The following is a 25,008-nucleotide window of genomic DNA, read 5'->3' on the forward strand; positions in this document are numbered from 1 at the left end:
TTCCGCTCATCGCCACGTCCTCATACCAGTGCTACACAAGACACTTTAGTACGCAGCGAACATATTTCAATGAATTTTTAACTCACGACACTAGCGATTCACGGAAACAGAGGATCTGGGCAAGTTTTGCAATTCCACCCGTGCAACCATTGAGGTCGCACGGGCGATCGAACGAAGGGCGGCGACGCTCTTTCTCAAGCACGGGGTAGGCGACGCGCCCAGTTGCGGATCGTCAACAGCGGCACGATCGACTGGTCGAAGAGCAGAGGCATCGTCAGCGTGCTCTACGATATGAACGGCAGCCACAGCGCAGGCACTTAGATCGGCAACATGTCGTGGACCGTCCCGGGCTATAGCGGCCTGATCACGCAATCACTGGCTATCAATTCGTCAATTCGGTGACTGACCTGCAGAACGTCGGGAACAACATGACCGGCAACTATGCGCTCGGTAAAAACATCGACGCGAGCAACGCAGCCTTTACCACGCTCGGCTTCAATCCCGCGACGCCGTTCACCGGTCAGTTCGACGGTAGGTTCTTTACGATTGCGGATCTCTTTCCGAGCGCCGACCCGGTATTCGCCCATATAGGCTCAACGGGTGTCGTCCGTAATCTGAACCTGGAAGATAGCGTTACGACAGCGGTGGCCTGAAGCACTGACACTGGGATATTGGCCGCCTCCAATTGTGGCACGATTGCGAATGTCTTCACGTCCGGGTCAATAATCTCGGCCTCCACTGATTCCAGGTTGATGCCGAGCGGGGCCGCGCACCGGTTCTGCGCTGGCAAGTCAACGTGCACTGACTGATGGTGCCCGCCGCGCGCCGGGCGCCTTAGGCTCTCTTTCGATGAGTTTGAAGAGCCTCGCAAGCAGAGACGATCGCTTCCATTGACCGGATGATCACCACGCTCAGGACGATCTTCTATTGCATGCGCCTCCCCTTCGACACCGGTAGTCCAAACGACTGTTCGTGCGCTTCCTGAGCCGATTGCATCAACCGGTTGAATCCGCCGCCTCAAGGCGACGTTCAGTTGCGGCATAGAGCCAACATGCCAACATGCAGGTGTAGGCTTCACATAAGTTACGCGCCGTTCGGGCGGTGATGATGCATCGAACTGAATGAACCGTTGCGGCCGACCGAAGAGCCTATAGCGGGTGCTGACATCTAAACGTAACGGTCTATCTCGCACTCACTCTTTAACCGTGAATAAGTTAAAAACGATATTTCACCTTTATACCAATCGCTTTACGTACGTGCTCAGGTTGCACGACTGTCCCGACTGGAGAGCCGCCTTTACTCAATATTGCCTCGTCACTGCGACCAATACGCATCCATTCGAAATCACTCTCGACACTGATGTGGGAGCTTGCTTTTGGCCGTACTTCGAGTGCCAACCGTGCGCCGATTGCAGCTTTAGTCGATAGGTTTGCCTGGTCAAATAGCTGATTATCGAAATTCACTTCGAGATGCTCGGGGGAAGATACGACGAGCAAGCCCGTCAGATAGATGTCCGACCATGACGCTTGCAGAACACGTGTTTGTGCTCCAGCCAGAAATCGCCAGGAGTTGTATTCTTCCTGCAGTCCCAATGTGGCGCCTTGCCCCAGAATATCCCGCTTCCAATAATCCCATTCGGCGCCCGCAAGGAGTAACACTGCATCGGAGAGATATCGCCCCACCTCAGTCGTCATACGAAACTGTGTGGTTCTCGTGTCCGTTGAAAATGCCGTTCCGCTTTGCATTTGGCCGTCATAGGCAAGATTGCCTCCATAAATTTCACCGCCCAAGTTGACCAGCCAGTCTCCTCTTCTGTAGTTCGCCTTTAATTCAACGCCCGGAAGGAAGCCGTGTTCTTCTACTAGCTGCTTTCCGTTGGTGTCAACTTCATCGTTGGTTACGTATCGAACTCCCCCTGCACCGGAAAATTCCCACTGTGCAAAGGCCGAAGTACCACTAACCAATCCCGTGGTCAGAACGACAAATAGAACTAATTGCCTCATGGAATGCAAGAAATATGTTTTTATCTGGCGAGGCCAATAAAAAATGGGCGCGCAAACGCGCCCATTAGCCAATAACATTCCCTTAAATTCGGCTAATCAAATCGGCCCAGGTGGTGTTGATGGTTTGATTAACGCCGTGGTTATCGATATCGATTTTGACATTGATGCTGTCAATTGCGGTAAGCGTTGCACTGCTCCCGTCTGCCGCAGTTACCGTCATCGATCCAACCGATGGATTCGCTGCGCCAATGGCATTGAACGGTGTGTTGGTCTTCACGGTGAAGGTGACGTTGCCAAGCGCCGGCGAACTGCCAGTCAACGTAAAGTTTGAACTGAAGGTATTGCTGCTACCATTGATTGAGCTGCTAAAATTATAGGCCGTCAGCTTACGGCTAATGACCGTTCCATTGCTCTCCGTCAAGTTCATCTGGAGCGACGATCCGCTGACAGTAGCAGTGGCCACTGCGGAACTGGATTGGCTGTAGCTTAGTGTCATATCACCGTTCGCACCGATAGTGACGCCGCCGCTTTCCAGAGTCATATTGGCGTAATTGAGGGTGAGCGTAGCACCCCATGCCGTGCTCGAACCAATTGCGCCGGAAATGTTGCTAAATCCATAAGTGATCGCGCCGTTCATTACCTCGCCATTTTCCGCGCAGTTATTGGCGGTAATCACCATACTGTCGCCGTTGCTGACTGTCCCCGCAACCGCTTCGGTAACAGATACCGAAATTGTCCCGCCAGTTGTGCAAGCAGATGTGGTCGAGGCCGTTACACCGGTCACGAGGTTCACTGGTTGTACATCAAGGCCTTTATAAAGCTGCGTAAGCGAGGCTGTGATCAGGCCGGCGGTTGGGACGTTCACGGACACACCAGTTGCGAGGGATGCCCCCGTATTACTTTGGGTGCTTAAACCCTGTACCCCGGAATACGCATATGCCACAGCATCCGGAGCGTTAGCGGAGGTAATAACACCGACAGGAGTGGGATTTGAACTTGAATTCGAATTTGACGCCGAAGTGCCACTGTCCCCGCCGCCTCCGCCGCCACACGCCGCCAATATGCAAGCACTGAACAAACCAGCGAAGACGCTTTTCGTAAAGCCCACTGACATAGTTTTATCCTTTTATTCGTAGATTATTGTGGTACTGCGGCCACCAACCAACCCCTCGGGTGACTATCGTGATTCTATCAGCCGGCCTGAGAGTTTGTAACAGTTTGTAAGCAATTGCCTCAATCTTAGAAGAAAACCTCGCATCGTCATCTCGTATCGCAATGCGGCGCTGCGCGAGAAACAGGATTTTGGTAACGGTGGTTAGCCGGCTGTTGTCGCTTCAACAGCCTAGGCCGCTGCAAATAGATGATTGTTGTACTGCTCAAAGCGATCCACAGATCGCGCGGTGTTCTACGTCGCTGGTGGATCGAAAGTGTGAGTTCGCTGATGCGGCGGCGGAACACCATCACGAGCGCGCTCTTCGAGCCACCGCAGGTTGCCGTCGACGACTGGTCCACTTGAACTAGCCAGTAGCCTTCGGCAGCCATGCGGTTGGCGTGACGCTCGCAGGCGCCGGTGTCGTAAGGTTTGCCGCAAGCGCCTTAAACAGTGACGAACTTGTACATGGGAATGCCCTCGGTCGAGAAGATCAATTGACGGTCCGCGTTGCGTTCATCGCGTAGGTTCGATTGTCGGGGCTGCCCGCGACGACCTGCAGATCGACCTTGCGTTCGGCGATCTGGACGCCGTTGACGTACAGCGTCGACTTGACCGGATAGGAACCCTGCGGCACTCCCTGCGGCATCGGGATCGTGAAGCTGCTGGTGAATGCGCCGGCGCTTGCCGTCTGGTTGACCGGCTTGCGCACGGACTTTGCGACCGAGCCGTCGGGTTTGTAGATGGTGGCTTCTTCCTCGATCGTTGGATCGACGGTGTCGCGCTTGCCCTTGACGACTTCGATATACGAATGCAACGTCGCTTTCTCGCCAGCCGAAATCGACGCGGGCTCGAACGATGTTGTGTACCAGACCACCGACGCCTGCTCAGGCATCCGGCCACCGTGCCCGGCCTGATAGTCGGCTTGGGCCTGCTGGGCGGTCTTGATCTGTTTTGCCTCATAGTCCACCGCGGCGCATACGATCGCCGCGATACCCGCGCCGATCGCGGCGCCTGCCGCACGGTTGCCGCCCGCCACGATCGCGCCGATCGCGGCACCGCCAACGCCAGCGATCAGTGGATTGCACGAAACACTGGCGAATTTGGCTTTGGCGTCGTTCATGTCGGCGCAACCGGCCAGCACGGTGGCGAGCGTGACGCCCGCGATCACCCGCTTCGAAACGTAGATCACATCCATTGCTTCCTCGGAGATTCGGTCAAATAGAAGATATCGAGCGGCCGCTACTGAACTTGCACGCCGCAACTGTCGCAAAACCTGGAATCGGCCTCGAGCATTTCGCCGCACGTGCCGCAAGCCGTCGCACGATGCGGTGCTGCGTGGCCGTCGAACATCTGTCGCGTCTGCGGCGTCAAAAGATGCTCGGCCATGCCATCGCCGGCGCGATTGAGCGCATTCGCCACGGCGATCTTTTCGATATCGCGCTGCGAGGTCGGCGCAACGACCACGGTCTGCTGCTGCGCGCACTGCTCGATAAGCTGGCGAATCTCGCGCGCGTCGTCCGGCAGGCCACGCATGCCGACGATCATGCGACGGTGGTCACGGCCGAACGTGACCGAGTCGATTTCCCCGACCCAGACACGAACCGACATGTCGTGGACGGCGATCACGTCGCTTTCCGTGCGCACGCGGTCGCTGAATTGCGCGCCGAGGTTCATGCGGGAACGCTGGAAATTGCCGTCGAACTGCACCCAGACGAGCTTCGAGAGGAAATCGAAACGGGCCCACAGCATGTGACCCGCGCGCAGGCAGAACGCGCCGACCGCAAGCATCGCGCTGCCGAACGTCGCCCAGCCAAGCGCGGCCGTTTGCACGTCGGTGGGCGCTTTCGCGAACGCCGTCGCGAACCACAACAGGCACAACACGGCGACGGCGACGAGTGCGACGCCGAAAGTGTTCAGGCCGACCAGCCACTGGTAGCGCGGCTCGGTGAAGGCGCGTTTGAGATCGACGCGGCGCATGTCCTCGCGCGGGAGTGGCTGCGTTTCCTCGAACAGCTGGCCAGTGAACTGACCCGACTGACCCGCTACGCTCGGTGTCTGTCGTGCATAGCGCCGGTTCGGGATCTGCTCGACCCAACGCCGTTGCAGATGACGTTCGAGTTCATCGAGGAGCTGCTTGGGCTGGCCGTTCATCGACACCGTGGCAATCTCGCTGCCCATGCTCGTGCGCGGGGTAACCACGGTCTGACGCACCAGCGCGACGAAGAACAGCATGACTGCCGCGATCGCGCAGATCAGCAGCGCGAAGGTTTGGGCGGTCAGCGGCAACCAGCTCAGATCGGGCAGGCGCGTGGATACGAGCGGTATCACGATCGGCGCGAATACTGCAACCAACAATAAGCCGATCAAACCGGCCGGGCTGAGCGACGTACCGGTCTGTTGGTCTTGCGCCATCGGCCTGAGCAGCAGAAAAAACGTGAAGCCGAAGAACAACAACGCGACCCATGCGCGATCGGACGGATTGTCGAAACCGATGGTCGCAATGACGAAGCTCAGGAACGTCGCCACCAGCGCCAGGCCGGACTGGAATTGCAGCTGCGCCAGGCGCCGGATTGGAATCGGCGCATAGATGAGCCCCGGGATCAGCGAATAGAGCAACCCGTTGAGTGCACCTTTGGGCTCCTCGAACCACAGCGCGCCCGAACGCATGCGGTTCTGCAACTCCTGCGCATTGTTCGTGATCGCATCCTGATTGCCAGCCTGGATCTCTTCGCTGAGCCCGAGCGGCTGCCCGCGCCCGAAATAAAAGCGCAACTGCATCATGCCGATGCGGGCGTAGTTGATGCCGCTGCCGAGCAGGAAGATACCCATCGCGAGAGGCAGGAACGCCCATGCCCCGTGGTTTGCCGCGAGGTTGTGACGACTCAACAGCAAGGCTGCCATGCCGCCGAGAAACAGGAGCGCGGCGGCTGCAAAGCGGAACCAGTTTTCGACGCGGAACGGATTCGGCAGGTTCAGGCGATCGCCAGGGGAACTGAATTCAAACGACATCGAGGGCTCCGGGCAACATTATTCGATTGACATGCTGTTCAGCGCGCTCTGCTGGGCAATTTTGGCGCGCTTGCGCAGCGAGAGGGCCTGCGCGTTGCGCGGATCAAGGCGCAACACGGCATCGGCATTCGAGATCGCGCAGTCGAACTTCTTGTTGCCGAAGCAACTCGCACCGTCCAACAGGCTGCCTGCGATGGCCGCGCGGATCGTGGCGTTCTCGCCAGCGTCGCGGTCGGCCGACGCCGTGCTCTTTTTCGGCTTTTCGTGCTGACGCGGCGCGGGTGATGTGGGTTCTTTCGCGTCAGTCTGTGCCGGCATCGGCGAGGTAGCTTGCGGCGTGGGTTGCGCTTGTGGTTGTGGCTGCGGCTGGGCGGGCGCCGGGGCGCTGGCCGCGGTGTCGGGCTGCGAGGTGGCTTGCGTTACCGGTGCATTCGCGGACGCGGCGGTCGTCTCGCTTGCAGTAGGCGGTTGCGTTGGCGTCGCGGCAACGTCCGATGCCGAAGCGGCCAATGCGGGTGCCGGAGCCTCAGCCAGGGCTTGCGAGCTTGGTGAGCTTGGCAAGGCGTTGAATGGTACGGACGCTGCTGTCGGTGCGCTTGCGTCGTCCGTACTGGCGGGCGCGCGATGCGAGCGCATCAGAAGACCCGCGCCAACGGCGATGCCGACCACGACCACCGCCGCGCCGCCGATGACCCACGCCTTTTTCACCCCACCTTTCTCCGGCGCCTGCGCGGCATCGTTGGCGCGTAGGCCCGCATGCGCCGCCTGTCCAGACGAGCACTCGGGACTAGCAGCTGGCGCGACGCCTAGCGGAGTGGTATCCGCGGTCTCGGCCGTCGCGCCGGCGGCCGCACTACGAGTGTCGTCCGCAGGCTGTGACGCTTCGGTATGCGCAGTCTGCGAAGCGGGACTCGTCGTTTCGAACGGTGCTTCATCTGCTTCAGGGAACATCTTCCCAGCTTCTTCAGCCGCCGCGGCCGCCACAGCTTCGTTGGCCTGCTCCCGCACCGCATAGTCGAAGCGGCACGCGCGGCAAAAACGCTTGCCGGGCGTGCGGCCGGTTGCGCATTGCGGGCAAGTCTGAAGGGACTCTGCTTCACTCGCGGTCGCGGCCGCAGGCGCCGCGGATGCCGACATGTCCGTTGCAGGTTCAGCATCGCGGGTGGCGGTCGAAGTCGGGCGGGCGGCGACGTCCGCATCGTACGTGTTTGCCTCGGCGACAGTGTCTTGCGTTGTGCTTTCCATCGTTGCCAGCGCAGGCTCGCGCACAGCATGCACGGTCCGGTCGCTATCGCCAGATGCGGGCTGGACAGGTGCGGACGTTTGGTATTGCCCCGGCCCGGCCTCGAGGGTTTGCGACTTCGGATCGGGCGTCATGAAGTCGAAGCGGCATTGACGGCAAAAACGTTTGCCAGGCACTCGCGAGGTCCCGCATCGCGGACACTCTGATGATCCGGACGTAGCGAGCGCTGCCTCGGAACCGCTTTCGCCCGCTGGCGCCGCAAAGTCCGGGGCGACTTCAACCGGAGTGCTAGTCGCGAACGTGTGCGGTGCCGAGGGGGCGGATGCTGCGGGAGGCGAGACCGCCGCAGTGGACTGCGGGGCAGCGCCCGGGCCGCGTGGTATGCCCGTACCGCACTGCTTGCAAAACTTGGCGGTCGGGCTGTTGGAAAAGCCGCATTTCTGACAGCGCATATTGGGTCTCTATGGTCGTGGCCGGACAATGCGCGTTCGCTCGCCGACGCGATGAAAGCGCGCCGTCCCAAAGCCGAAGGAAATCTGGAGGTGATCGTTATCGATGAGTTCGATCGTGCCGAGGCGCACACCCGCACGCGTCAGGTAGGTGCGTTTGGAGTCGGCGTGGTCGGTTTCGACGGTGACCGGCGCACCGTTACCGCCGAGGATCGCACCGTCGCGCGTGAATTCGATTGAGTCGCCCGAGCCTTGGTCGTCTCGCCACTTGCCGACGAGCCGGGGCCGCGAGCCGAACATTGCCGAGACCGCGCTGGTGATCCTCTGGAAGAGCCCATCGCCCGAACTGGCGTCGATATTGTCCGCGCGGTTTTGCAGCGCGTTCGGCAGGCCGAATCCGCTGCCGATCGGCGTACCGTTGTCCAGCTGCCAGCCGTACTCGTTCTTGACGAGGGCGATGTGAGCGCTTTTGGGCAGATCGGCGAAGCGTTCCGGCTCGGCGCGCTGCGCCTCGGGCGTTTGAATCCAGGCGTCGGCGTGCCGGTATGTGTAGTTGTAGCTGCCTTGTGCGCGCCACCGTTCGTCGATTCTCACGGGCTTCGCGAACTGCACGGTGACGACAGTCAGTCCATCGGCAAAGCAAAGCTTGCCGTCACGAATCTTCTTTTCTCCCAGCGCCGTATGCGAATACTGCTGGCCGCCACCGAACAGAAATCCGTTGGTGACCGGCTTCGGCGGTCCGTAGATGCCGGCTTCGGTAAGGACCTGCAGCAACTGCTTGGTGTTAATGTCGAAGCCGCCAACGACCACTGTGTTTTTTTCGTAGGCGAAATCACTAAGACAGGTTGCGTTGGCGACTGTCGTCTTGTCGGCGTTCAGAAGCTCGCCGAGGTCCGCGGCGGACGGCGTGGAGGGCGGCATCGCGAAGAATGCCGCCACGCCGCCCGCCACCAGCAGCACGGCCACGCCGACGCCGCCCAGCAAGCCGACTCTGCGCCAGTTAATGTCGATGGGCGCGGCGGCAAGCTGAGTTCGCGGTATGGCCGTGGGTGGTTGTGCGGCATGCGCGGGCGTACGGGCGCGCACCGGCGCGCCGCACTCGTCGCAGAAGCGCGCGTCGGAGCCAACGCCGCTGCCGCATTTGACGCAAAAGCGCGCCATCACGCACCTCGCCGCAGATCGGCTCCGCATTCGCCGCAGAAGGTGTCTTCGGGTTCGGAGGGTGCGGCGCAAGCCGCGCAGGTACGCGACGCGCTGTGGGGCGCAACGGCTTGCTCAGCCGGCGCAGCCGGCGGAAGCGGTGAACGCGGCGCGGGATCAACGGGCGCGTCGCTCAGCGTCGGGGCGTCCGGTGCGGCGTGGGTGCCGGCGAGATTCAAAAAGATGTTGCAGGTACCGGCGAGATAGACGAGCAGCGGGAACGTGTAGACAAGCGCGCCAAGAATGCTGGCTCCCACGAGCGTTGCGAGCAGATAGCCGCCCATGCCGCCACCCAGTGCGCCCATGCCGCCGAGGGCAAAACCCGTATAGAGCGAGACGAGACTTCCACCAAAGCCGATGATGCCGCTCGCAACCGTCGCCACGAATGCGGAGCCGCCGAACACGATGGCCGAAGCAATGAAAGCCACAACGCCTACCACGAACAGCAGCACCATCTGTTGAACGAGTGGCGGCAGCAGGCGGCCAATATTGAGTGCGCCGCGATTCATGCCCAGCGTGCTGAGCGCCGCGCCTACACCGTAGCCTTCCCAGAAGGCCGGCGCGGCGAGCGGATTCACGACGAACATGAAGCTGAACCACAAAATGCCGCCGATCACGGAGGCAATCGGATAGACCACTGTGTAGAGCAGCGGACCGAGGAACGGAATCTTGCAGATGAAGAGCACGATCGCGAGCGCGATCATGAAAACCAACAGGATCGCGATCTCGATCAGGAAGATCGCCGCGAGCTTGGGCAGCGTCATCACGCCGGCGACCAGAGCATCGCTCACGCCCAGCGCGGGGCGTCCCTGGATCTGGTCCATCAGCGTTTTGCCTGCCGCCGATACGCCAGTGGCAAAAATGATCGCTGCCGCGAGAGAACCAATGATGGAGAAAAGTCCACCGATAAGAAATGCGCCGTTGCTGGCGAGCGTGCCGGCAATTCCGATGAAGATGCCCGCAATGACAAGAGCGACGATCGCGCAAACGATAAAAAGCAGGAAAGCACGCGTATTGCGCGCCGCGTCCACGGCCTCAAGAACGACAAGCGATCCGCGGATCGCGTCTTTGGATGATGACATTGTTTCCCCGAGAAACGCATTCGAAAGCGGGCTTGATAACCCGTCGGATAAAGCGATAACGCACTTTGAGTGCGGACGCCAAAGCGTGTTAACGGTTCGGCGACAATGAACTTAATAGGTGCTTAATGATTTTCTTATCAATTCGCTCTGCCCTGGCCGAAAACTTGTGCTGTAAATAGAAAGATGTTATTGCCCGGGTCGGACAATCGGCGCAATGACATAGGCATACCGGGCTTCTGAATTTTCGGTTTCCTTTTATGCAATTTGCATATGCGCGTGCACTAAAGAATTCACTGTGATTGGCTTATTCAGTCTTGAATGTGAAGCCGGTTCCTTCGCGCCATTGAATGAAGCGGTCCTGGCGTGATGCATTCATATGGGCCCTACCGACTGTCGCGACCTGCGCGATGGAAGTCTGCAGCGGTTATGAGAGCACGAATGATCGATATCGTTCATTCGTCGGCAAGCCCGATCAAATCGCGCGGCCCCAGACACAGATTCGCGGTGCGTGCTGTCGCTCGACATCTAAGTTCCCATATAGTCATCGCCGCCGTTCATCCCTCAGGAAGGCCGGCTCCCGACAAGACCTGGATATTAATTGACTCCGTTTCCGAGGCCCATGCGTCTGAGCGCAATGCCGCCTTTGTCACCGTCATTCACCGGCACGGCTTGCGAATGCCATCGAAGCGACCTGCAGCGGCAGCACGCGGTCCTATCTGCGATGGTTGGCAACGGCCGAACACGAGTCGATAGATGAAGGCGCAGTATGGCCGTTCCACTCTGATACCTGCCGTTGGAATCGCGGCGACCCGACCGTCGGCAAAGGGTCGCGTGCTGCCGGTCATGACACGACACTTGTCGATCGCACAACGATTGGCAAGGTTCGGCCAATTTGAGACGGTCGCGAACGGCTCTGCGAGGTCGCTGAGCGGCTGCCACAAGCCCTGAGTCCGTCCCCGTCAAGCATTTCGAGGGCGGCCGATCTGGCCAGTCTGTGCCTAGCCAGCGAGACCCAAAGCCTGATTTGAAAAGGCCGATCCACTGGTTAGATTTGATGCCATATCCCTCCCCAACGTAGCAAGCGGTCATGTGGATCTATACTGGGGCACCTGGAGGCTTCGATGGCTAATCAAGACAGACTGCATCCGCTACGTCCGCTCCTGAAGAATTGGGTTTGGGAGCATGGCCGAATCGGTACCCGATATCTGGACTGCACCGATGGCGAAATCAAGTTTGACGAAGGCAAGAAGTCGCGCTTCGCGGCCGAAGAATACATTCACGTGCCGCTCGATAAGAATGCTGACGACGATGCGCCTGTGGAAGGTCCTGCGATCCAGGAAGCGGGGCTCGCCCGGTTTTTGAGGGCAGCGCAGTTAGGCAGGCCCGAGGAGGCCGGCACTATCGTGGAGGTCCAGCGCGCAGTGCAGGACTGCATGGAACTCGGCCTGTTCAGCGCATATCAGTTGAGCGCCCGGCAGGCCGCCGCACGCTATGCGCAAGAACCCATGTTCGAGGATGAAATCCGCGCTGCGGTTGTCGACGATATCCGACGTATCTACGCGGGCATGCGCGAGCAATTGGCGCTGTACGATTTCAGTGTGCTTTACGGCTTGCCCACGCCCCTGCTCATCAGCGAGGCGCCGTTCATCGACTGGCGCGTGCGCGCTAGTCCGGCCCTTCCGTTTGTCTCGCTTCCTCTGGGGCCATACTGCCTGCTGGTGGGTGCGCCGTCGGGCAGGAGCAGCCGAATTGGCCCCGTGGTCTGGAAGTCCGCCGCGGCAATGGGCCCGTTGAAGGACCACAACCGCCAAATCGCGGAGCACGCACGGTTGTGGCTGGTGGCGACCACTGATGACCAACTCGTCGCGGTACAAAGCCGCTTTGCTGATGCCAGGAGCCCCAAGCCAGAGGATGCGAGGCCCTGACCGAAGTCGGCGGGAAACGCGTTGAATCGCTCGTGCTTCTGGAGACGATTTACGGACGACCGCTCCCTGAAGCGACGAGCGTCACGCTGGGTCGATATCCACGCGGCCTTCATAAGCAGCGGAATACACCCGCGAGCAGGGGTCGGCCCCGTCAAGCCCCCCGTCGCGCGTGCCAGCCTCTGAAAGTCGCGATCGCGTATCCTGAGAGGTCAGTCCTTAGCCCACGCCGCAGCCATGGCGACGGCAAAGTCCCGATAGGATCTCGGTTGCCGTCCCAGCAGCGTCGCCAGACGCTCGACCTCCGCGCTGGACGCGACCGCGCCGTCCTGCTGATACCGGCCCATCATGAGCCGCATGTCGTATGCGAGCCAGGCAGGAGCAACCGACCTGAGGCGCTGCTCAAGGACGTCGAGATCGTCGCCACCGTAGCGGACGGGACGTCCCAGCGCCTCGGCCCAGATCGAAACCACGGTCTGCGCATTGATCACGTCAGGACCGACGAGTTCGTACGTCTCGCCCGGCAGCGGGTTGGAGCCACGCTCGCGGCGCAGCAGTTCGCGCGCGGCAGCCTCGCCGATATCACGGACGTCGACCATGGAAATGCCTTTCGCGCCAATTGGCATGCCGTAGACGCCGTGCGAAAGCAGCGGGTCTTTCTGCCGGACGTCGTTCTGGATGAAATACGCGGGGCGCAGCACTGTCACCGGCAGGTCGAGGTGTTCGATCATGCGCTCGACCGTATGTTTGCTGGTGAAGTGCGGCACGTCGACGTATTCGGCGCCCTTGAACACCGACAGATAAACCACGCCTTTCACACCCGCTTCCCGTGCGACGCTCAGGGTCTGCACCGCCTGAGTCAGCTCGTCCGCGACGTTGGGCACAAGCAGGAACAACGTGCTGACGCCGATCATCGCCTGCCGCACCGCGTCGACGTCGGACAGGTTGCCCTTCACTGCGGTGACGCCACCAGAAAATCGCGCTTTCTCCGGTGTGCGGGTCAGCGCGCGTACCTCGGCACCGCTGCCGCCCAGATGCTCGATAACCTGCTTACCGATCACGCCCGTGCTGCCTGTAACGAGGACTGCCATGGGTATCTCCTTGAAGTGGATGGGCTGGGTCCGCCCGTGAGACAAACAATAGTCGTTTCGCTCAATAGTCGAAAGTGCCAGAATTCATACACTTCGTCTCGTAAACGGAACGATCATGGATTTGACGTCGCTCGGCGATTTCAATGCAGTTGCACTGCACGGTGGCTTTGGGCCCGCCAGCCGGGCGCTCGACCGCCCCAAGGCCACCCTCTCGCGGCGCGTGGCCGAGCTCGAGGAAAGCCTCGGCGTCCGGCTGATCGAGCGAGGCTCACGCAGGCTGCGTCTGACAGACGAGGGCGTTGCACTCCATGAACGCACGCGGGGGCTCATGGCTGAGATTCAGGAGGCGGGTGAAGCGCTCGCCTCACGCGCCCCGGTGGCGTGCGGGCGGCTGCGCATCAGTGCGCCTGTCGTTTTCGCGCACGTCGTGCTGTGCCGGATCGCTGCGCGCTTTGCGCTCGCCTATCCGCAGGTCGAACTTGAGGTCATTGCAGAAGACCGCATCGTGGATCCGGTGGAGGACGGCTACGACCTCGTTATCCGTATCGACCCGGCGCATGGCGAGCAGCTCGTGGGACGGCGCATCCTCGGTGACGAGCGCCTCGTGGTCGCGGCGCCGGGCATGTCGATACCTTCGAGACCGGCACCCGATGCAACCGGGTTGGAGGTGCCGGCCGTTATGTCGGCCGCGGCACCATCAGGCGCGTTATGGCACATGCGAACGGAAGACGGTGGTGCGATAGCGATCAGGCCGATGCCCGTGTTGCGGCTGTCATCGTTGCTGATGGTGCGTGACGCGGTGCTCGAGGGCGTAGGCGCGGCGCTCTTGCCCAGATTGCTGGTTGAGCATGATGTGTCGACAGGAAGACTCGCCTGTTGGGGAAAGGCGGGCTCGCCCGTGGAAATCTGGGCCCTTTACAATTCGCGCCGGCTTCTGAGCGCGAAGGTGCGAGCGTTCATGACTATGCTGCAGGAGTTGCCGGGTCGGGAGCGCAAATGGGGTGGCGCTAGCAGCTCCAATGATTCTCCGCGCCGCTAGCTTTCTCTGTGGTAGCGCGGCGACGCAATCCAGCCTTGAACGCCAGCAGGCAGCAGTCGGCCATGAAGCGTCATTCGCCCGCACCGTTGCGCGGACGTTCAGATGTTGAATCCGCCGTCGACACTCGACGATGGCGCCGCCATCGAACAGGCTGCGGCGGATGGTCGGTTGAACCGGCTCGTAGTCCGCAACCCAGCGGGACCCGATACCCCCTACATTTCGCTTCTTTTCCCCGGTGATCTGCTGGGTCGCCCCGAAACACTGTGGCCCAGGCAATCCGCAATCTTCGACGACACCTCCGGTGAGGGATGAACTCTTCGTCGTTTGCGCTTGATCAGGCGCCGAACAGATCGAGTCGCGCGGGCACTTCGGTCAGGGAGTTGAAAAAGCACCCGCTACTTAAGGTCTTCGGAAGGAAACGCGGTGAGGAAATCAAAGTCGCACCCTGCGGCGGCAGAGAGCACGTGATCGTGATAGAGCCGCTGGTAACCGCGCGCATACATCCCTTGCGCCGGACGAATCTCAGCGGCACGACGCGCCAGCTCGACCTCGTCGACCAGTAGATCGATCCGCTTGTCCCGCGCCGAGAGCCGGATCCGATCGCCGTTGCGCACCAGCGCCAGCGGGCCACCGAGCGCCGCTTCTGGCGTCACGTGAAGCACGATGGTCCCGTACGCCGTGCCCGACATGCGCGCATCGGAAATCCTCACCATGTCCTTCACCCCCGCCCGCGCAAGTTTCTGCGGGATCGGCAGATAGCCGGCCTCGGGCATGCCTGAAGCACTGCGCGGCCCCGCGTTCTGCAATACGAGAACGTCGTCCGCGCGAACGTCCAGACCCGGGTCGTCGATGCGCGCGGCCAGATCTTCGAGCGAGGTAAATACCACGGCACGCCCTTCGTGTTCGAGCAGTTCGGGAGTAGCGGCGGCGCGCTTCAGAACCGCACCGCCGGGCGCCAGACTCCCGTTTAGAACAATCAGCCCGCCATCGGGACTGACCGGTTTCTCCGTCGAGCGGATCACGGCCGTATCGATCGGATCGGCAAGCGGCTTGTTCAAACGCTCCTCGAGACTCTGCCCGGCGATATCGCGACAAGTCAGATCGAGTTGGGGCATCAGTCCGCGCAGAACGCCCTCCAGCCCGCCGGCTGCATGGAAATCCTCCATGTAACCGTTGCCTACCGGCTTGAGATCCACGAGTACGGGCGTTTCATCAGACAGCCGGTTGAACTCGTCGTAATCGATCTTCAGTCCGATACGACCAGCAATCGCCGCCAGATGAATCACGGCGTTGGTCGAACCGGAGACCGCGAGCAGCACGCGCAAGGCATTGCGCACCGACGCGGGCGTCACGATCCCGGCCGGTTTCGGTCCGCCATTGAGGGCCATGCGCGCAACCAGCGCTCCGGTTTCTTCGCAATTGCGCAGACGATCCGCGTGCACGGCCGGAATCGCCGCCGAACCGGGCAGCATCATGCCCAGCGTTTCCGCGATCAGCGCCATGGTCGACGCCGTGCCCATGACCGCACACGTTCCCGCCGTGACCGCCAGACGCCCCTCCACTTGCCTGATCTCCTGCGCCGAGACGTTCCCCGCGCGGAAATTCGACCAGAAGCGCCGGCAGTCCGTGCACGCCCCAAGCCGCTCGCCGCGATGTCGCCCGGTCATCATCGGACCGGCCACCACCATTGCGGCGGGCCGCTCCGCGGAGATCGCGCCCATCAACATCGCCGGCACGGTTTTGTCGCATCCGCCGAGCATCACCACCGCATCCATCGGCTGGGCACGAATCATTTCCTCGACGGCCATCGCCATCAGATTGCGATAGACCAGCGAAGTCGGCGAAAGGAAGACCTCGCCAAGCGACATCACCGGAAATACGACCGGCAATGCGCCCGCCGCGAGCACGCCGCGCTCGACCGCCTTGATCATTTCGGGAAAGTGGCGATGGCAGTTATTGAAACCGCTCTCCGAGGTGCAGATCCCGACGATCGGCTTGTCGAGCGATTCGCCGGTGTAGCCCATCGATTTGGCAAACGACCGGCGCAGATAGCGCGCGAAGTCTTGATCACCGTAGTTCGTCAGGCCATTGTCGAGGCCACGCGGTTTTTGATTCATTTCCAGTTCCTTACGATCAGGCGATGCAGCGCGGATACAGCGAAAGAAAACGTCAGATGAAACCAGGAACGAGACGGCTTCCGACCTCGATAAGTCTAAACGACGCCTATCATCCAGATACCGCCCGGCGCCGCACGCGTGACGGGATGGGCGGGGACTCACGCACTGAACGTGTTCGACGGTCGATCCCGGTTTGGGAGGTCACATGTCATCGCTACGCGCAAACGATCTGCTCCATTCGCAGGAAGGATTCCGTCTGCATGGCCAGGACCTCGACTGCTGGCGCCGCTGGGGGCCTTATCTGAGCGACCGGCAATGGGGCACCGTTCGCGAAGACTACAGCGACTACGGAACCGCATGGGAGTATTTCCCCCACGAGCATGCGCGCAGCCGCATGTACCGCTGGGGCGAGGACGGCATTGCCGGATTCGGCAACGACCCACTCGACTGGTGCGTGTCGCTCGCGCTCTGGAACGGGCGCGACCCCATCCTGAAGGAGCGGCTGTTTGGCTTGACCAATGCGCAAGGCAATCACGGCGAGGACGTGAAGGAGCTTTACTTCTACGTCGATGGCACGCCGACGCACTCGTACATGAAGATGCTGTACAAATACCCCCACGATGCGTACCCGTATCAGGACCTGATCGAGGAAAACGGCCGGCGCGGCGCCGATCAGCCCGAATACGAAATCCTCGATACGGGCGTGTTCGACGACGATCGCTATTTCGACGTCTGGGTCGAGTACGCGAAGCACACACCCGACGACATCGTGATGCGCGTAACCGTCGAAAATCGCGCGGATCAGCACGCGCCACTCCATCTGCTGCCGCTCTTCTGGGCGCGCAACCGCTGGGCGTGGTCAGGCAAGCCCGGCAAGCCGTCGCTCACGTTCGAGCCGGAGTCCGCCGAGGGCGCGCGCGTGCTCGCGCACAATCCCGCGCTGGGCACGATGATCGTCACGGCCTCGGCGCCGCAGCCGATCGAATGGCTGTTCTGCGAAAACGAAACCAACGTCCGCCGCCTTTTCGGCATCGCCGGCGCAGGCCCGTTCAAGGATGGCTTCAACGATTACCTCGTCGATGGCGAGGAGCACGCGATACGCCGCGACGCGGGCACCCGCGCCGCCGCACATGTGGCCCTGTCGCTCGCGCCGCACGAGCGCGCGGTGCTGTATCTGCGCTGGCGTCCGGCGGCACTACCGGGCATCACGCGCGACGACGTGCCGCTCGACTTCGAAGCGCTGTTCGCGCGCCGGATCGCGGAGGCCGATGAGTTCTACGCCGCGCTCCAGCACGACATCAGCGACGCCGATGCGCGGCTCGTGCAACGCCAGGCGCTCGCCGGCATGCTATGGACGAAGCAGTATTACCAGTTCGACGTGACGCGCTGGCACGACGGCGACCCCGGTCAGCCGAAGCCCCCGAAAGGACGCCGGCACGGGCGCAATGCCGACTGGCGGCATATGTGCAACGGCGACGTCGTATCGATGCCGGACAAGTGGGAGTACCCGTGGTACGCGTCCTGGGATCTCGCGTTTCATGCCGCCGCGTTCGCCATGATGGACCCCGACTTCGCGAAGAAACAGCTGCTGTTGCTCGTGAAGGAACGGTACATGCATCCGAACGGGCAGTTGCCCGCCTACGAATGGGCATTCGGCGACGCGAATCCGCCCGTTCATGCATGGGCGACGTGGCGCGTGTACGAACTCGACCGTGAAGTCACGGGCGTCGGTGACCATAAGTTTCTCGAGGTGATGTTCCACAAGTTGCTGCTGAACTTTTCGTGGTGGGTCAACCGCAAGGATGCAGAGGACCGCAACATCTTCCAGGGCGGCTTTCTCGGGCTCGACAACGTCGGCATCTTCGACCGCTCTTCCCCGCTGCCGACGGGCGGCCGCATCGACCAGGCGGACGGCACCGCCTGGATGGCCTCGTATGCGCTCGACCTGATGCAGATCGGACTCGAACTCGCGATGACGAACAACGCGTACGTCGAAATCGCGGTGAAGTTTTTCGAGCATTTCCTGTATATCGCAGAAGCCGTCGGTTGCAGCGAAGGTTGCAGAACGGGGCTATGGGACGGTCACGACGAATTCTTTTATGACGTACTGCATCTTCCAGACGGAACCCGTGTGCCGATGCGCGTTCGCTCGATCGTCGGCCTGATTCCGTTGTTCGCCGTGCATGTGCTCGAAGAACGCATATACGGCCACCTGCCCGGCCTGCGAGAACGGCTCGCGTGGTTTCTCGATCACCGGCCCAATCTGGCCAAACTCGTATCGCGTTGGACCGAACCCGGCAAAGGCAACACCACGCTGCTCTCGCTGCTGCGCGGATACCGGATGACGGCACTGCTGCGCCGCGCGCTCGACGAAGACGAATTTCTGTCCGATCACGGCGTGCGCGCGCTGTCACGCGTGCATCGCGACACACCATACGAGTTCGATCATGGCGGCGCGCATGTCTGCATCGCATATCAGCCGGCCGAATCGGACTCGCGCGTATTCGGCGGCAATTCGAACTGGCGCGGGCCTGTGTGGATGCCCGTCAACTATCTGCTGATCGAATCGCTATATGAATTCCATCGCTACTACGGCGACGAGTTCCGCATCGAATATCCAACTGGATCGGGCAACCGGTGCTCGCTCAGCGAGATCGCCGACGGTCTCGCGGGGCGTGTCACTACCCTCTTTCTCAAGGACGAGCACGGCGTGCGGCCCGTGATGGCGGCTTATCCGCAGTTGCAGGCCGACCCGCGCTCGTCTGATCTCGTGCTGTTCCACGAGTACTTTCACGGCGACAGCGGACGTGGCGTCGGCGCTTCGCACCAGACCGGCTGGAGCGGTCTCGTCGCGCTGCTGCTTCAGCCGCGTCTGATGAAGCTGGCCCACGTGGCGGCCGATGTCACTGCCGAAAACGTGCCGGCAGGCGCGCCCGTCGCCGAAGACGCGCTGCCCGCGATGGCGCGATAGACGGGCTCGAAAATCCGGAATCGATCGAGACGCGATTCCCGAGACTCTATGTCCTCGACCTATCGGACCAAAGTCTGATTGACCGACCTGAAGGTCACGTGCATCGTCAAAGGCGAACCGCGAACGTTTCGGCCCCCGCTGCCGCATGAATCGTAGGAAGAGCGCAAACATGGACTGGAACCGCTGGTACAGCTTGAAGAGTTACCTCAGATCTTCCCTGTGGACGGTACCGCTCGTCGCGGTGGCGATCTATGCCGTGGTAAAGCCGCTCACTGAAATGCTGGGAAGGTGGATGATCGGACACGACATCCTCGATCCGAAAACCGGCCTTTTTGCGCTGTCCATGACTGGAGCGCGGTCACTTGTCGGCGACATCGTTTCCGCAGACCTGGCGTTTCTGGTGTTTACCTTCGGTTCGCTGCTCGTCGCAATCCAGGTCGCTGGCGGTCAATATACCCCGCGGATCATCGCGACGACCTTGCTGCGCGATAACGTGATCCGCAGCATCTCGGGATTGTTCGTATTCACGCTTCTGTTCGCCAACAGAACCCTGGGCTGGATGGGTGATAGCGAGGTGCACCAGCTTCAGGTATTCATTGCAGCGCTATTCGGATTCGCTTCTGTCGTCGCATTCCTTTTCCTGATTGATTATGCGGCGAAATGCCTGCGTCCAGTAAGCCTCGTGGCTCGGGTTGGGGAGCACGGGATCGCGGTCATCGAAAGCGTCTATCCCGACCCAGCGACGGGCCGGACCACCCCGCCGAGACTTGACCACGAGCGAGGCGTCCCTGGCCGCATTGTTCGCCATAGCGGTACATCCGGCATCGTTCTGGCCGTGAATCTCGAAAGACTTGTCGCCAAGGCGAGGCGCACTAACTCGGTTATCGAATTCGTGCCGCAAGTCGGCGACTTTGTCGCGGTGGACGAACCCTTGTTTTATTTGTACGGAGACTCTGACGCAATCGATGAAAACCGGCTGCGTACACTGGTTGCTTTCGGGACTGAACGCGCGATGGAACAGGATCCTATGTTCGCGTTTCGCATCCTTGTTGATATTGCGCTGAAAGCGTTGTCGGCTGCGATCAACGATCCAACAACGGCCGTGTTGGCCATCGATCAGTTGCAGCGGCTATTGCGTGTAGTCGGAAAACGGTCTTTGTACTCCGAAGAGATGACGGATAAGTCCGGACTTGTGCGCGTCATCTATCGAACGCCGAACTGGGAAGATTTCGTGCATATCAGTTTCCGTGAGATACGTCAGTACGGCGCGGGCAGCATTCAGATCGCGCGGCGTCAGCGCGCGGCGATAGAGAATCTCCTTCAGTGCTTGCCGGAGCATCGTCACGACGCCTTGCGTGTCGAGCTGACCCTGCTGGACCGTGCGATCGGCTCGAAGCATCCATTTCCGGAGGACCTGGCGCTGGCCCGTATCCCCGACTCGCAAGGGCTTGGAGGCTCGGAAAGCTCGACAGCAAGGCAACCGGTCCTTTGAGAGGCAAACCATGCGAAAACTCATCATGGGCATCGTTGAATTCCGGGAGAAATTGCTGCCGCAATACGCGCAGCAGTTCAGCAAACTCGCGCTCGCGCAGACACCTGATGCGCTCTTCATAACGTGCTCGGACAGCCGGGTCGTGCCGGATCTGCTTGCATCGACCCATCCCGGCGATCTCTTTACGATGCGCAACGTGGGCAATCTGATACCACCGGCGACTGCGGAGGGCGTCTCTACCGGAGATCTTTCCGAGGCAAGCGCGATCGAATATGCCGTGCTGGTGTTGAAAGTCGCGAATATCGTCGTGTGTGGACATTCGGAGTGCGGCGCGATGAAGGCCGTATTCTCCAGGCACGCCAAGCTGAAATCACCAAACCTCGATAAATGGCTATGCCACGCCAACAACGCAGCGTTTCGCCTCGAACAGGAAGGTCCGCTCGACGACAGCTTGAAAGCGCACGATCAATTGTCGCAACTCAACGTACTCGTGCAACTCGAGCACCTGATGACCTACCCGATCGTCCGCCAGCAGGTCACGGCCGGGGCACTCGTATTGAGCGGCTGGTGGTTCGACATCGCGACGGGCGCCATGTATGCCTATGAGCGCACGAGCCGCTCATTCGCAGTCATCGATCGCACAATGGCTGATCGGATGATTGCGCGCCTTGCCGCACGGGCGAGATAACGGGTTGCGAAGCCCGCGACGGGACCGGCATGTCGCTAGCGACCAATGCAATCCCTGCTTCGCGATGCAGACGGCAAGTTCTGTTTCAATGTTCGCTTCCGCACACTTGGTTGCCAGAACGTGGCATGCAGCGCCTGTTGGCAACGGCATTGAACTCACACTGACGAGGCCTACATGACCGATTTGAACACGCTGTGGACATACATCAAAAAGCACGCGCCACCCGGCGGCATCGAGGGCATTGACGGCAGTCCCGGAAAATTTCGTGACTTGCAGCAGTACCACGAAAAAAAGGTCTCCCGATGGGAAAACGCGGGGGGCGCATCAGTCAGGAAGGCGGGTGAGTTGATTACCGATCCTCTGGCGGTTTGCGGTCTACGGCGCGAAAGCACGCTGCTTTCTACACCGGACAATCCTAAGAGAATCGCCGTCGCGGCCATGCTGCTGGCGATGTCGATCGTCCTGAATCTCGATGAGGATACGCTCAGAAAGGCTAAACCCATTCTGGAAAGGCGCGATATTCTCGACCTCGAGATGCGGTTGAAAATTCTTCTGTCGACGGGCGATGTCTTCCAGTCGAAGCGATTTCCGAGTCTGCAGTTGAAGAACTTCAACAGTGTGTCGATCGGCTTCGAAAGTGTTCAAACGACTTTCCTCCTCGGCGCGGAAAATGCCTTCGAGAGCGCCACCGATCTGCTGACGTTGATGCATCAGCGGCTTTTGCACGCTTCGTCCGGCATACCGGAACAGTACAAGGAAACATTCACCAGCTATTTCGGTAATCCAGACGACAAAGTGGATGTCGCGGCGCTTGGATTCCAAGGCGGCTCAGAACTGGGGTTGTCCGGTAGTCAAACCAGAAGCGCGTTGGTGCGCGCGGTGCTGCAATGCGTCTGGAAGGGCATCCGGATGAGGCCAGTGCGCCTCTATTACGGTGGCGGCAGCGTTATCCCCAATGTCCGGGCCTATGCCCCCGACCTCAAGACAGTTCGCCGTGACGGGAAAATAAACATACACCTGGCGATCGACTTCTTCGGTCTCGAACAACAGGTGATTCATGACGGAACGAGCATTAGCCGTGGCGCGGGCCTTATTCACGAGTTCACTCATGCACTGGCCGGGACGATAGACGTCGACCAGGCATTTATGCCGGGCCGATGCCGGGCGCTCGCAAAGGATAGGGATTTCGGACCGCGCGTGCTCGCCAATGCGCAGAGTTATGCATCGTTCGTTGAGGACGCATTCGGCTGACGGTTGCGCAGTCGACCGCATTCAGCCGCCCGCTGTTTGGATGGCCGAGAAGGGGCCCTTATGCAGTTTTGAGCGGCGCATCGAGCGGGTCTCCCGCCTTCAGGCGATCAAGCGAACGGCCAGCGCTTAGGCGCACCTTCCGTTCCATTGATCGCAAGCCCCTCACTGTTACAGCAAAGGCGTAAGCACCTGGTCAGATAGAACGAGGCTTCGGCGTCGTTCAGCACAACGCTGCGATATCGCGAATTGGGTGCAGTGCCAGACTATTCGTCATCGTTCCCGTGATGGATGATGGTGCTCCCAGCCCCTGTGCCAACCATGGTCATGGTGCCAGTGCCTGTCACGGTCGTCGTTGTATTCGTACCCATAGCCATATGTGTAGCTCTAGTTGGCAGATAAACGTGAAGTGTCAACCTGGTAACCGTTTGTAAGGCGCTGTGCCCTCCGGTTCTCTGCGTGCTTACGAAGCACTCAGCGAATCGCCATAGACACGCACACGCTCACCAACCTGAACGGTAGGCTGCGTGTCGTAGTTGAAGTTTCGATAACTGCCACCCTGCATTCTGACTTGCACCTGGTAGGTGGCATCTTTGCGTACGGCATGTTCGATACCGTTACCGGCAAGGCCGCCGCCAACCGCACCCGCTATCGTCGCCAGAACACGGCCGCGCCCTTGAGCAACCTGGTTGCCCAGCAGCCCGCCTGCCACCGCACCGCCTACTGCGCCGAGCCCGGTGGTCGGCGTTACCGCTCGGGATGTCGGAAGCAGACCGGTCATTGCGGCGACGCCGGTGCCGCCGGCGAGAATCACAGCAACGGCAGCTCCGGCGACCAGAGGATGAATGCGGCTGTGCGGGGACGAATCGGAAGGCAGGTTTGTGTTCATTGCTGGCTCCATGGTATGTGCCTGCAAGAACGCCAATGCCATCAAACCGGTGGACCCTGCTATTGTGAGATTTGTAAGCGGTTGTCGCTCGCCGGGACGCGTTGGCATCACCCGCTCCAACGGGCCACGATGCGTCACGCGCCTGCAAGCGATCCACGTGCGGTGCGCGCCTCCGGTAGAGTCGTGAAAAGGAAAAGTGCTTCGGCTACTGTGGACCGCATTCGGCGGTAGCCGGCCACAAGCCGACGTTCGAATGCGTCGTCGGTCGGACGTTCAGGCGTCGGCTCCGCTTTAGTCAACGGACGGCGAAGCCGGGTTCCTGCTGGTCAGAGCAATTTGCAGACCTCGTCAAAATCTAGGCGTGGGCTGCGCGGGAACAGCCCTGCCGGATCACCATAGCCCAGATTGCAGAGGAAATTCGACTTGATGTGGCTGTCGGGAAAGTACTCCTGCTGGATGGTGCCCTCCTGTGCGCTCGCAGGAAAAAATTCATGGTCAACTTTTGCATGATCGAACCCGGACATCGGACCACAATCCAGTCCGAGCGAGCGGGCAGCCAGGACGAAATAGGCCCCTTGTAGCGAGCTATTGCGCCGTGCCGTGACCTCGGCCAGTTCCGGTGTGTCGGCGAACCAGGCTCGCGCATCTGCGTGCGGGAAGAGTTTGGGCAGCTTGTCATAGAACTTGCCGTCATAAGCGATGATGGCTGTCACCGGTGCGCTCATCGTCTTGTCGATATTGCCTGGTGCCAATGCCGGCACAAGTCGTTGCTTCGCATCCTGAGTGCGCAGGAACAGAATACGTGCTGGGCTGCAGTTTGCGCTCGTTGGGCACCACTTCATCAGCTCGTAGAGTTCGCGCAATGTGTCATCACTGACCGGCTTAGGCAGCCAGCTATTGTGGGTTCGAGCCTGACGGAACGGCAGATCCATCCCTTCTCCATTCAATCGTTTCTCCATATTTGCCTCCCAGCGGAAACGGACGTTGCAAGTTGCCTTCCTGCATCAACAACCACGAATTGTTGGAGGGCCGTACGCCGTCCAAGCGTTTCGTGAACATCACGCAGCAGATCATCGATGATCTGAGCGCAGCCCCGTTCGGGTGTTATAGACGTACCACGCGTCGTCCATGGAAAAATTTGCGCGGTCGGGTACCAGTGACGCTTCGGGGAGCACCCTGCTGGACTATAAGGAAGTCGGCATTTCCGAGCAGATCAGTCTGACTCCGATCACTTTCGAACGAGAGAAGGTGTAGCGACGCGTTGCCCGCCTCAATTAACCGTTGCAAAGGGTCACAGCTTACGCGCGACCATCACGGCGCCGCGATCCAGCTCCGTGCGAGCAGAGTATGTCAGATGTCCCTGCGCTGTCTCACGCTAACGTTCAATGCCGCTATTCCAGGTAGCGGCGTCT

At 60.5% G+C, this 25,008-nt stretch carries 19 protein-coding genes and 1 pseudogene; 8 read left to right on the top strand and 12 right to left on the bottom strand.

Annotated elements, in window-relative coordinates; all coding sequences use genetic code 11:
• The first annotated feature begins 428 nt into the window (after positions 1-428).
• Entirely contained in the window at positions 429-653 is a 225-nt protein-coding gene (locus HDG33_RS32875) for a hypothetical protein (RefSeq protein ID WP_184039398.1), read from the top strand.
• Positions 654-1,214: 561 nt separating this feature from the next.
• On the opposite strand, the gene HDG33_RS32880 is transcribed toward HDG33_RS32875, so the two are convergent.
• The 8 genes and pseudogenes from HDG33_RS32880 to HDG33_RS32910 all read right to left on the bottom strand — a co-directional run bounded on the left by HDG33_RS32880 (position 1,215) and on the right by HDG33_RS32910 (position 10,139).
• On the bottom strand, positions 1,215-2,081 hold the full coding sequence (locus tag HDG33_RS32880) for a hypothetical protein (protein ID WP_260330666.1): 867 nt from the start codon (positions 2,079-2,081) through the stop codon (positions 1,215-1,217).
• Positions 2,082-2,085: 4 nt separating this feature from the next.
• Complete coding sequence (locus HDG33_RS32885) at positions 2,086-2,868, bottom strand: hypothetical protein (protein ID WP_184039401.1); 783 nt, start codon at positions 2,866-2,868, stop codon at positions 2,086-2,088.
• Positions 2,869-3,646: 778 nt separating this feature from the next.
• A complete protein-coding gene (locus HDG33_RS32890) occupies positions 3,647-4,351 on the bottom strand; it encodes a hypothetical protein (RefSeq protein WP_184039404.1) in 705 nt (234 codons plus the stop codon).
• 44 nt (positions 4,352-4,395) lie between these two features.
• Positions 4,396-6,165: a zinc ribbon domain-containing protein gene (locus tag HDG33_RS32895; RefSeq protein ID WP_184039407.1), complete on the bottom strand. Its 1,770-nt coding sequence runs from the start codon at positions 6,163-6,165 to the stop codon at positions 4,396-4,398.
• Between the two features lie 18 nt (positions 6,166-6,183).
• The gene (locus HDG33_RS37810) at positions 6,184-6,834 is read right to left on the bottom strand and encodes a hypothetical protein (protein ID WP_260330667.1); all 651 of its coding nucleotides are present in this window, start codon (positions 6,832-6,834) and stop codon (positions 6,184-6,186) included.
• 732 nt (positions 6,835-7,566) lie between these two features.
• Positions 7,567-7,860 (bottom strand): annotated as a pseudogene (locus tag HDG33_RS38505) (zinc-ribbon domain-containing protein); the annotation flags it as partial.
• 9 nt (positions 7,861-7,869) lie between these two features.
• Positions 7,870-9,018, bottom strand: coding sequence for a zinc-ribbon domain-containing protein (locus tag HDG33_RS32905; protein WP_184039412.1), 1,149 nt, complete (start codon positions 9,016-9,018; stop codon positions 7,870-7,872).
• Positions 9,018-10,139: a hypothetical protein gene (locus tag HDG33_RS32910; protein ID WP_184039414.1), complete on the bottom strand. Its 1,122-nt coding sequence runs from the start codon at positions 10,137-10,139 to the stop codon at positions 9,018-9,020. The genes HDG33_RS32905 and HDG33_RS32910 overlap by 1 nt, the downstream gene beginning before the upstream one ends.
• A gap of 1,121 nt (positions 10,140-11,260) precedes the next feature.
• Between HDG33_RS32910 and HDG33_RS32915 the strand changes: the two genes are divergently transcribed.
• Positions 11,261-12,064 (top strand): hypothetical protein, encoded by an 804-nt coding sequence (locus HDG33_RS32915; RefSeq protein ID WP_184039416.1) that lies wholly within the window; start codon positions 11,261-11,263, stop codon positions 12,062-12,064.
• A gap of 209 nt (positions 12,065-12,273) precedes the next feature.
• On the opposite strand, the gene HDG33_RS32920 is transcribed toward HDG33_RS32915, so the two are convergent.
• Positions 12,274-13,152, bottom strand: coding sequence for an NmrA/HSCARG family protein (locus tag HDG33_RS32920; RefSeq protein WP_184039418.1), 879 nt, complete (start codon positions 13,150-13,152; stop codon positions 12,274-12,276).
• Between the two features lie 115 nt (positions 13,153-13,267).
• Here HDG33_RS32920 and HDG33_RS32925 point away from each other — a divergent pair, with 115 nt between their 5' ends.
• Together HDG33_RS32925 and HDG33_RS32930 are read left to right on the top strand one after the other, a co-directional pair.
• The gene (locus HDG33_RS32925; protein ID WP_184039420.1) at positions 13,268-14,191 is read left to right on the top strand and encodes a LysR family transcriptional regulator; all 924 of its coding nucleotides are present in this window, start codon (positions 13,268-13,270) and stop codon (positions 14,189-14,191) included.
• A 102-nt stretch (positions 14,192-14,293) separates the two neighbouring features.
• Positions 14,294-14,503 (top strand): hypothetical protein, encoded by a 210-nt coding sequence (locus HDG33_RS32930; protein WP_184039532.1) that lies wholly within the window; start codon positions 14,294-14,296, stop codon positions 14,501-14,503.
• Between the two features lie 83 nt (positions 14,504-14,586).
• On the opposite strand, the gene HDG33_RS32935 is transcribed toward HDG33_RS32930, so the two are convergent.
• On the bottom strand, positions 14,587-16,308 hold the full coding sequence (locus HDG33_RS32935; RefSeq protein ID WP_184039509.1) for a dihydroxy-acid dehydratase: 1,722 nt from the start codon (positions 16,306-16,308) through the stop codon (positions 14,587-14,589).
• 205 nt (positions 16,309-16,513) lie between these two features.
• On the opposite strand from HDG33_RS32935, the gene HDG33_RS32940 reads away from it, so the two are divergent.
• The 4 genes from HDG33_RS32940 (at position 16,514) to HDG33_RS32955 (ending at position 22,710) form a co-directional block, all read left to right on the top strand.
• Complete coding sequence (locus HDG33_RS32940; protein WP_184039422.1) at positions 16,514-19,279, top strand: MGH1-like glycoside hydrolase domain-containing protein; 2,766 nt, start codon at positions 16,514-16,516, stop codon at positions 19,277-19,279.
• A 169-nt stretch (positions 19,280-19,448) separates the two neighbouring features.
• Positions 19,449-20,771, top strand: coding sequence for a DUF2254 domain-containing protein (locus HDG33_RS32945; protein ID WP_184039425.1), 1,323 nt, complete (start codon positions 19,449-19,451; stop codon positions 20,769-20,771).
• A gap of 10 nt (positions 20,772-20,781) precedes the next feature.
• Positions 20,782-21,459: a carbonic anhydrase gene (locus HDG33_RS32950; protein WP_184039512.1), complete on the top strand. Its 678-nt coding sequence runs from the start codon at positions 20,782-20,784 to the stop codon at positions 21,457-21,459.
• A 174-nt stretch (positions 21,460-21,633) separates the two neighbouring features.
• Positions 21,634-22,710: a hypothetical protein gene (locus HDG33_RS32955; protein WP_184039428.1), complete on the top strand. Its 1,077-nt coding sequence runs from the start codon at positions 21,634-21,636 to the stop codon at positions 22,708-22,710.
• A gap of 460 nt (positions 22,711-23,170) precedes the next feature.
• Here the strand turns inward: HDG33_RS32955 and HDG33_RS32960 are convergent, their stop codons facing one another.
• Both HDG33_RS32960 and HDG33_RS32965 read right to left on the bottom strand, forming a co-directional pair.
• Complete coding sequence (locus tag HDG33_RS32960) at positions 23,171-23,596, bottom strand: glycine zipper 2TM domain-containing protein (protein ID WP_184039431.1); 426 nt, start codon at positions 23,594-23,596, stop codon at positions 23,171-23,173.
• A gap of 326 nt (positions 23,597-23,922) precedes the next feature.
• On the bottom strand, positions 23,923-24,555 hold the full coding sequence (locus HDG33_RS32965) for a malonic semialdehyde reductase (RefSeq protein ID WP_184039434.1): 633 nt from the start codon (positions 24,553-24,555) through the stop codon (positions 23,923-23,925).
• Between the last annotated feature and the right edge of the window lie 453 nt (positions 24,556-25,008).

It is taken from the genome of Paraburkholderia sp. Cpub6, assembly GCF_014201065.1.
Taxonomy (GTDB): domain Bacteria; phylum Pseudomonadota; class Gammaproteobacteria; order Burkholderiales; family Burkholderiaceae; genus Paraburkholderia; species Paraburkholderia tuberum.

Bases quoted from the DNA above. Each gene is read 5' to 3' on its own strand.
- HDG33_RS32890 (WP_184039404.1), bottom strand. From the start codon at position 4,351: ATGGATGTGATCTACGTTTCGAAGCGGGTGATCGCGGGCGTCACGCTC.
- HDG33_RS32945 (WP_184039425.1), top strand. From the start codon at position 19,449: ATGGACTGGAACCGCTGGTACAGCTTGAAGAGTTACCTCAGATCTTCC.
- HDG33_RS32895 (WP_184039407.1), bottom strand. From the start codon at position 6,165: ATGTCGTTTGAATTCAGTTCCCCTGGCGATCGCCTGAACCTGCCGAAT.
- HDG33_RS32875 (WP_184039398.1), top strand. From the start codon at position 429: ATGACCGGCAACTATGCGCTCGGTAAAAACATCGACGCGAGCAACGCA.
- HDG33_RS32880 (WP_260330666.1), bottom strand. From the start codon at position 2,081: ATGTTATTGGCTAATGGGCGCGTTTGCGCGCCCATTTTTTATTGGCCT.
- HDG33_RS32930 (WP_184039532.1), top strand. From the start codon at position 14,294: ATGTTGAATCCGCCGTCGACACTCGACGATGGCGCCGCCATCGAACAG.
- HDG33_RS32960 (WP_184039431.1), bottom strand. From the start codon at position 23,596: ATGAACACAAACCTGCCTTCCGATTCGTCCCCGCACAGCCGCATTCAT.
- HDG33_RS32910 (WP_184039414.1), bottom strand. From the start codon at position 10,139: ATGTCATCATCCAAAGACGCGATCCGCGGATCGCTTGTCGTTCTTGAG.
- HDG33_RS32940 (WP_184039422.1), top strand. From the start codon at position 16,514: ATGTCATCGCTACGCGCAAACGATCTGCTCCATTCGCAGGAAGGATTC.
- HDG33_RS32925 (WP_184039420.1), top strand. From the start codon at position 13,268: ATGGATTTGACGTCGCTCGGCGATTTCAATGCAGTTGCACTGCACGGT.
- HDG33_RS32950 (WP_184039512.1), top strand. From the start codon at position 20,782: ATGCGAAAACTCATCATGGGCATCGTTGAATTCCGGGAGAAATTGCTG.
- HDG33_RS32935 (WP_184039509.1), bottom strand. From the start codon at position 16,308: ATGAATCAAAAACCGCGTGGCCTCGACAATGGCCTGACGAACTACGGT.
- HDG33_RS32965 (WP_184039434.1), bottom strand. From the start codon at position 24,555: ATGGAGAAACGATTGAATGGAGAAGGGATGGATCTGCCGTTCCGTCAG.
- HDG33_RS32920 (WP_184039418.1), bottom strand. From the start codon at position 13,152: ATGGCAGTCCTCGTTACAGGCAGCACGGGCGTGATCGGTAAGCAGGTT.
- HDG33_RS32955 (WP_184039428.1), top strand. From the start codon at position 21,634: ATGACCGATTTGAACACGCTGTGGACATACATCAAAAAGCACGCGCCA.
- HDG33_RS32905 (WP_184039412.1), bottom strand. From the start codon at position 9,018: ATGGCGCGCTTTTGCGTCAAATGCGGCAGCGGCGTTGGCTCCGACGCG.
- HDG33_RS32915 (WP_184039416.1), top strand. From the start codon at position 11,261: ATGGCTAATCAAGACAGACTGCATCCGCTACGTCCGCTCCTGAAGAAT.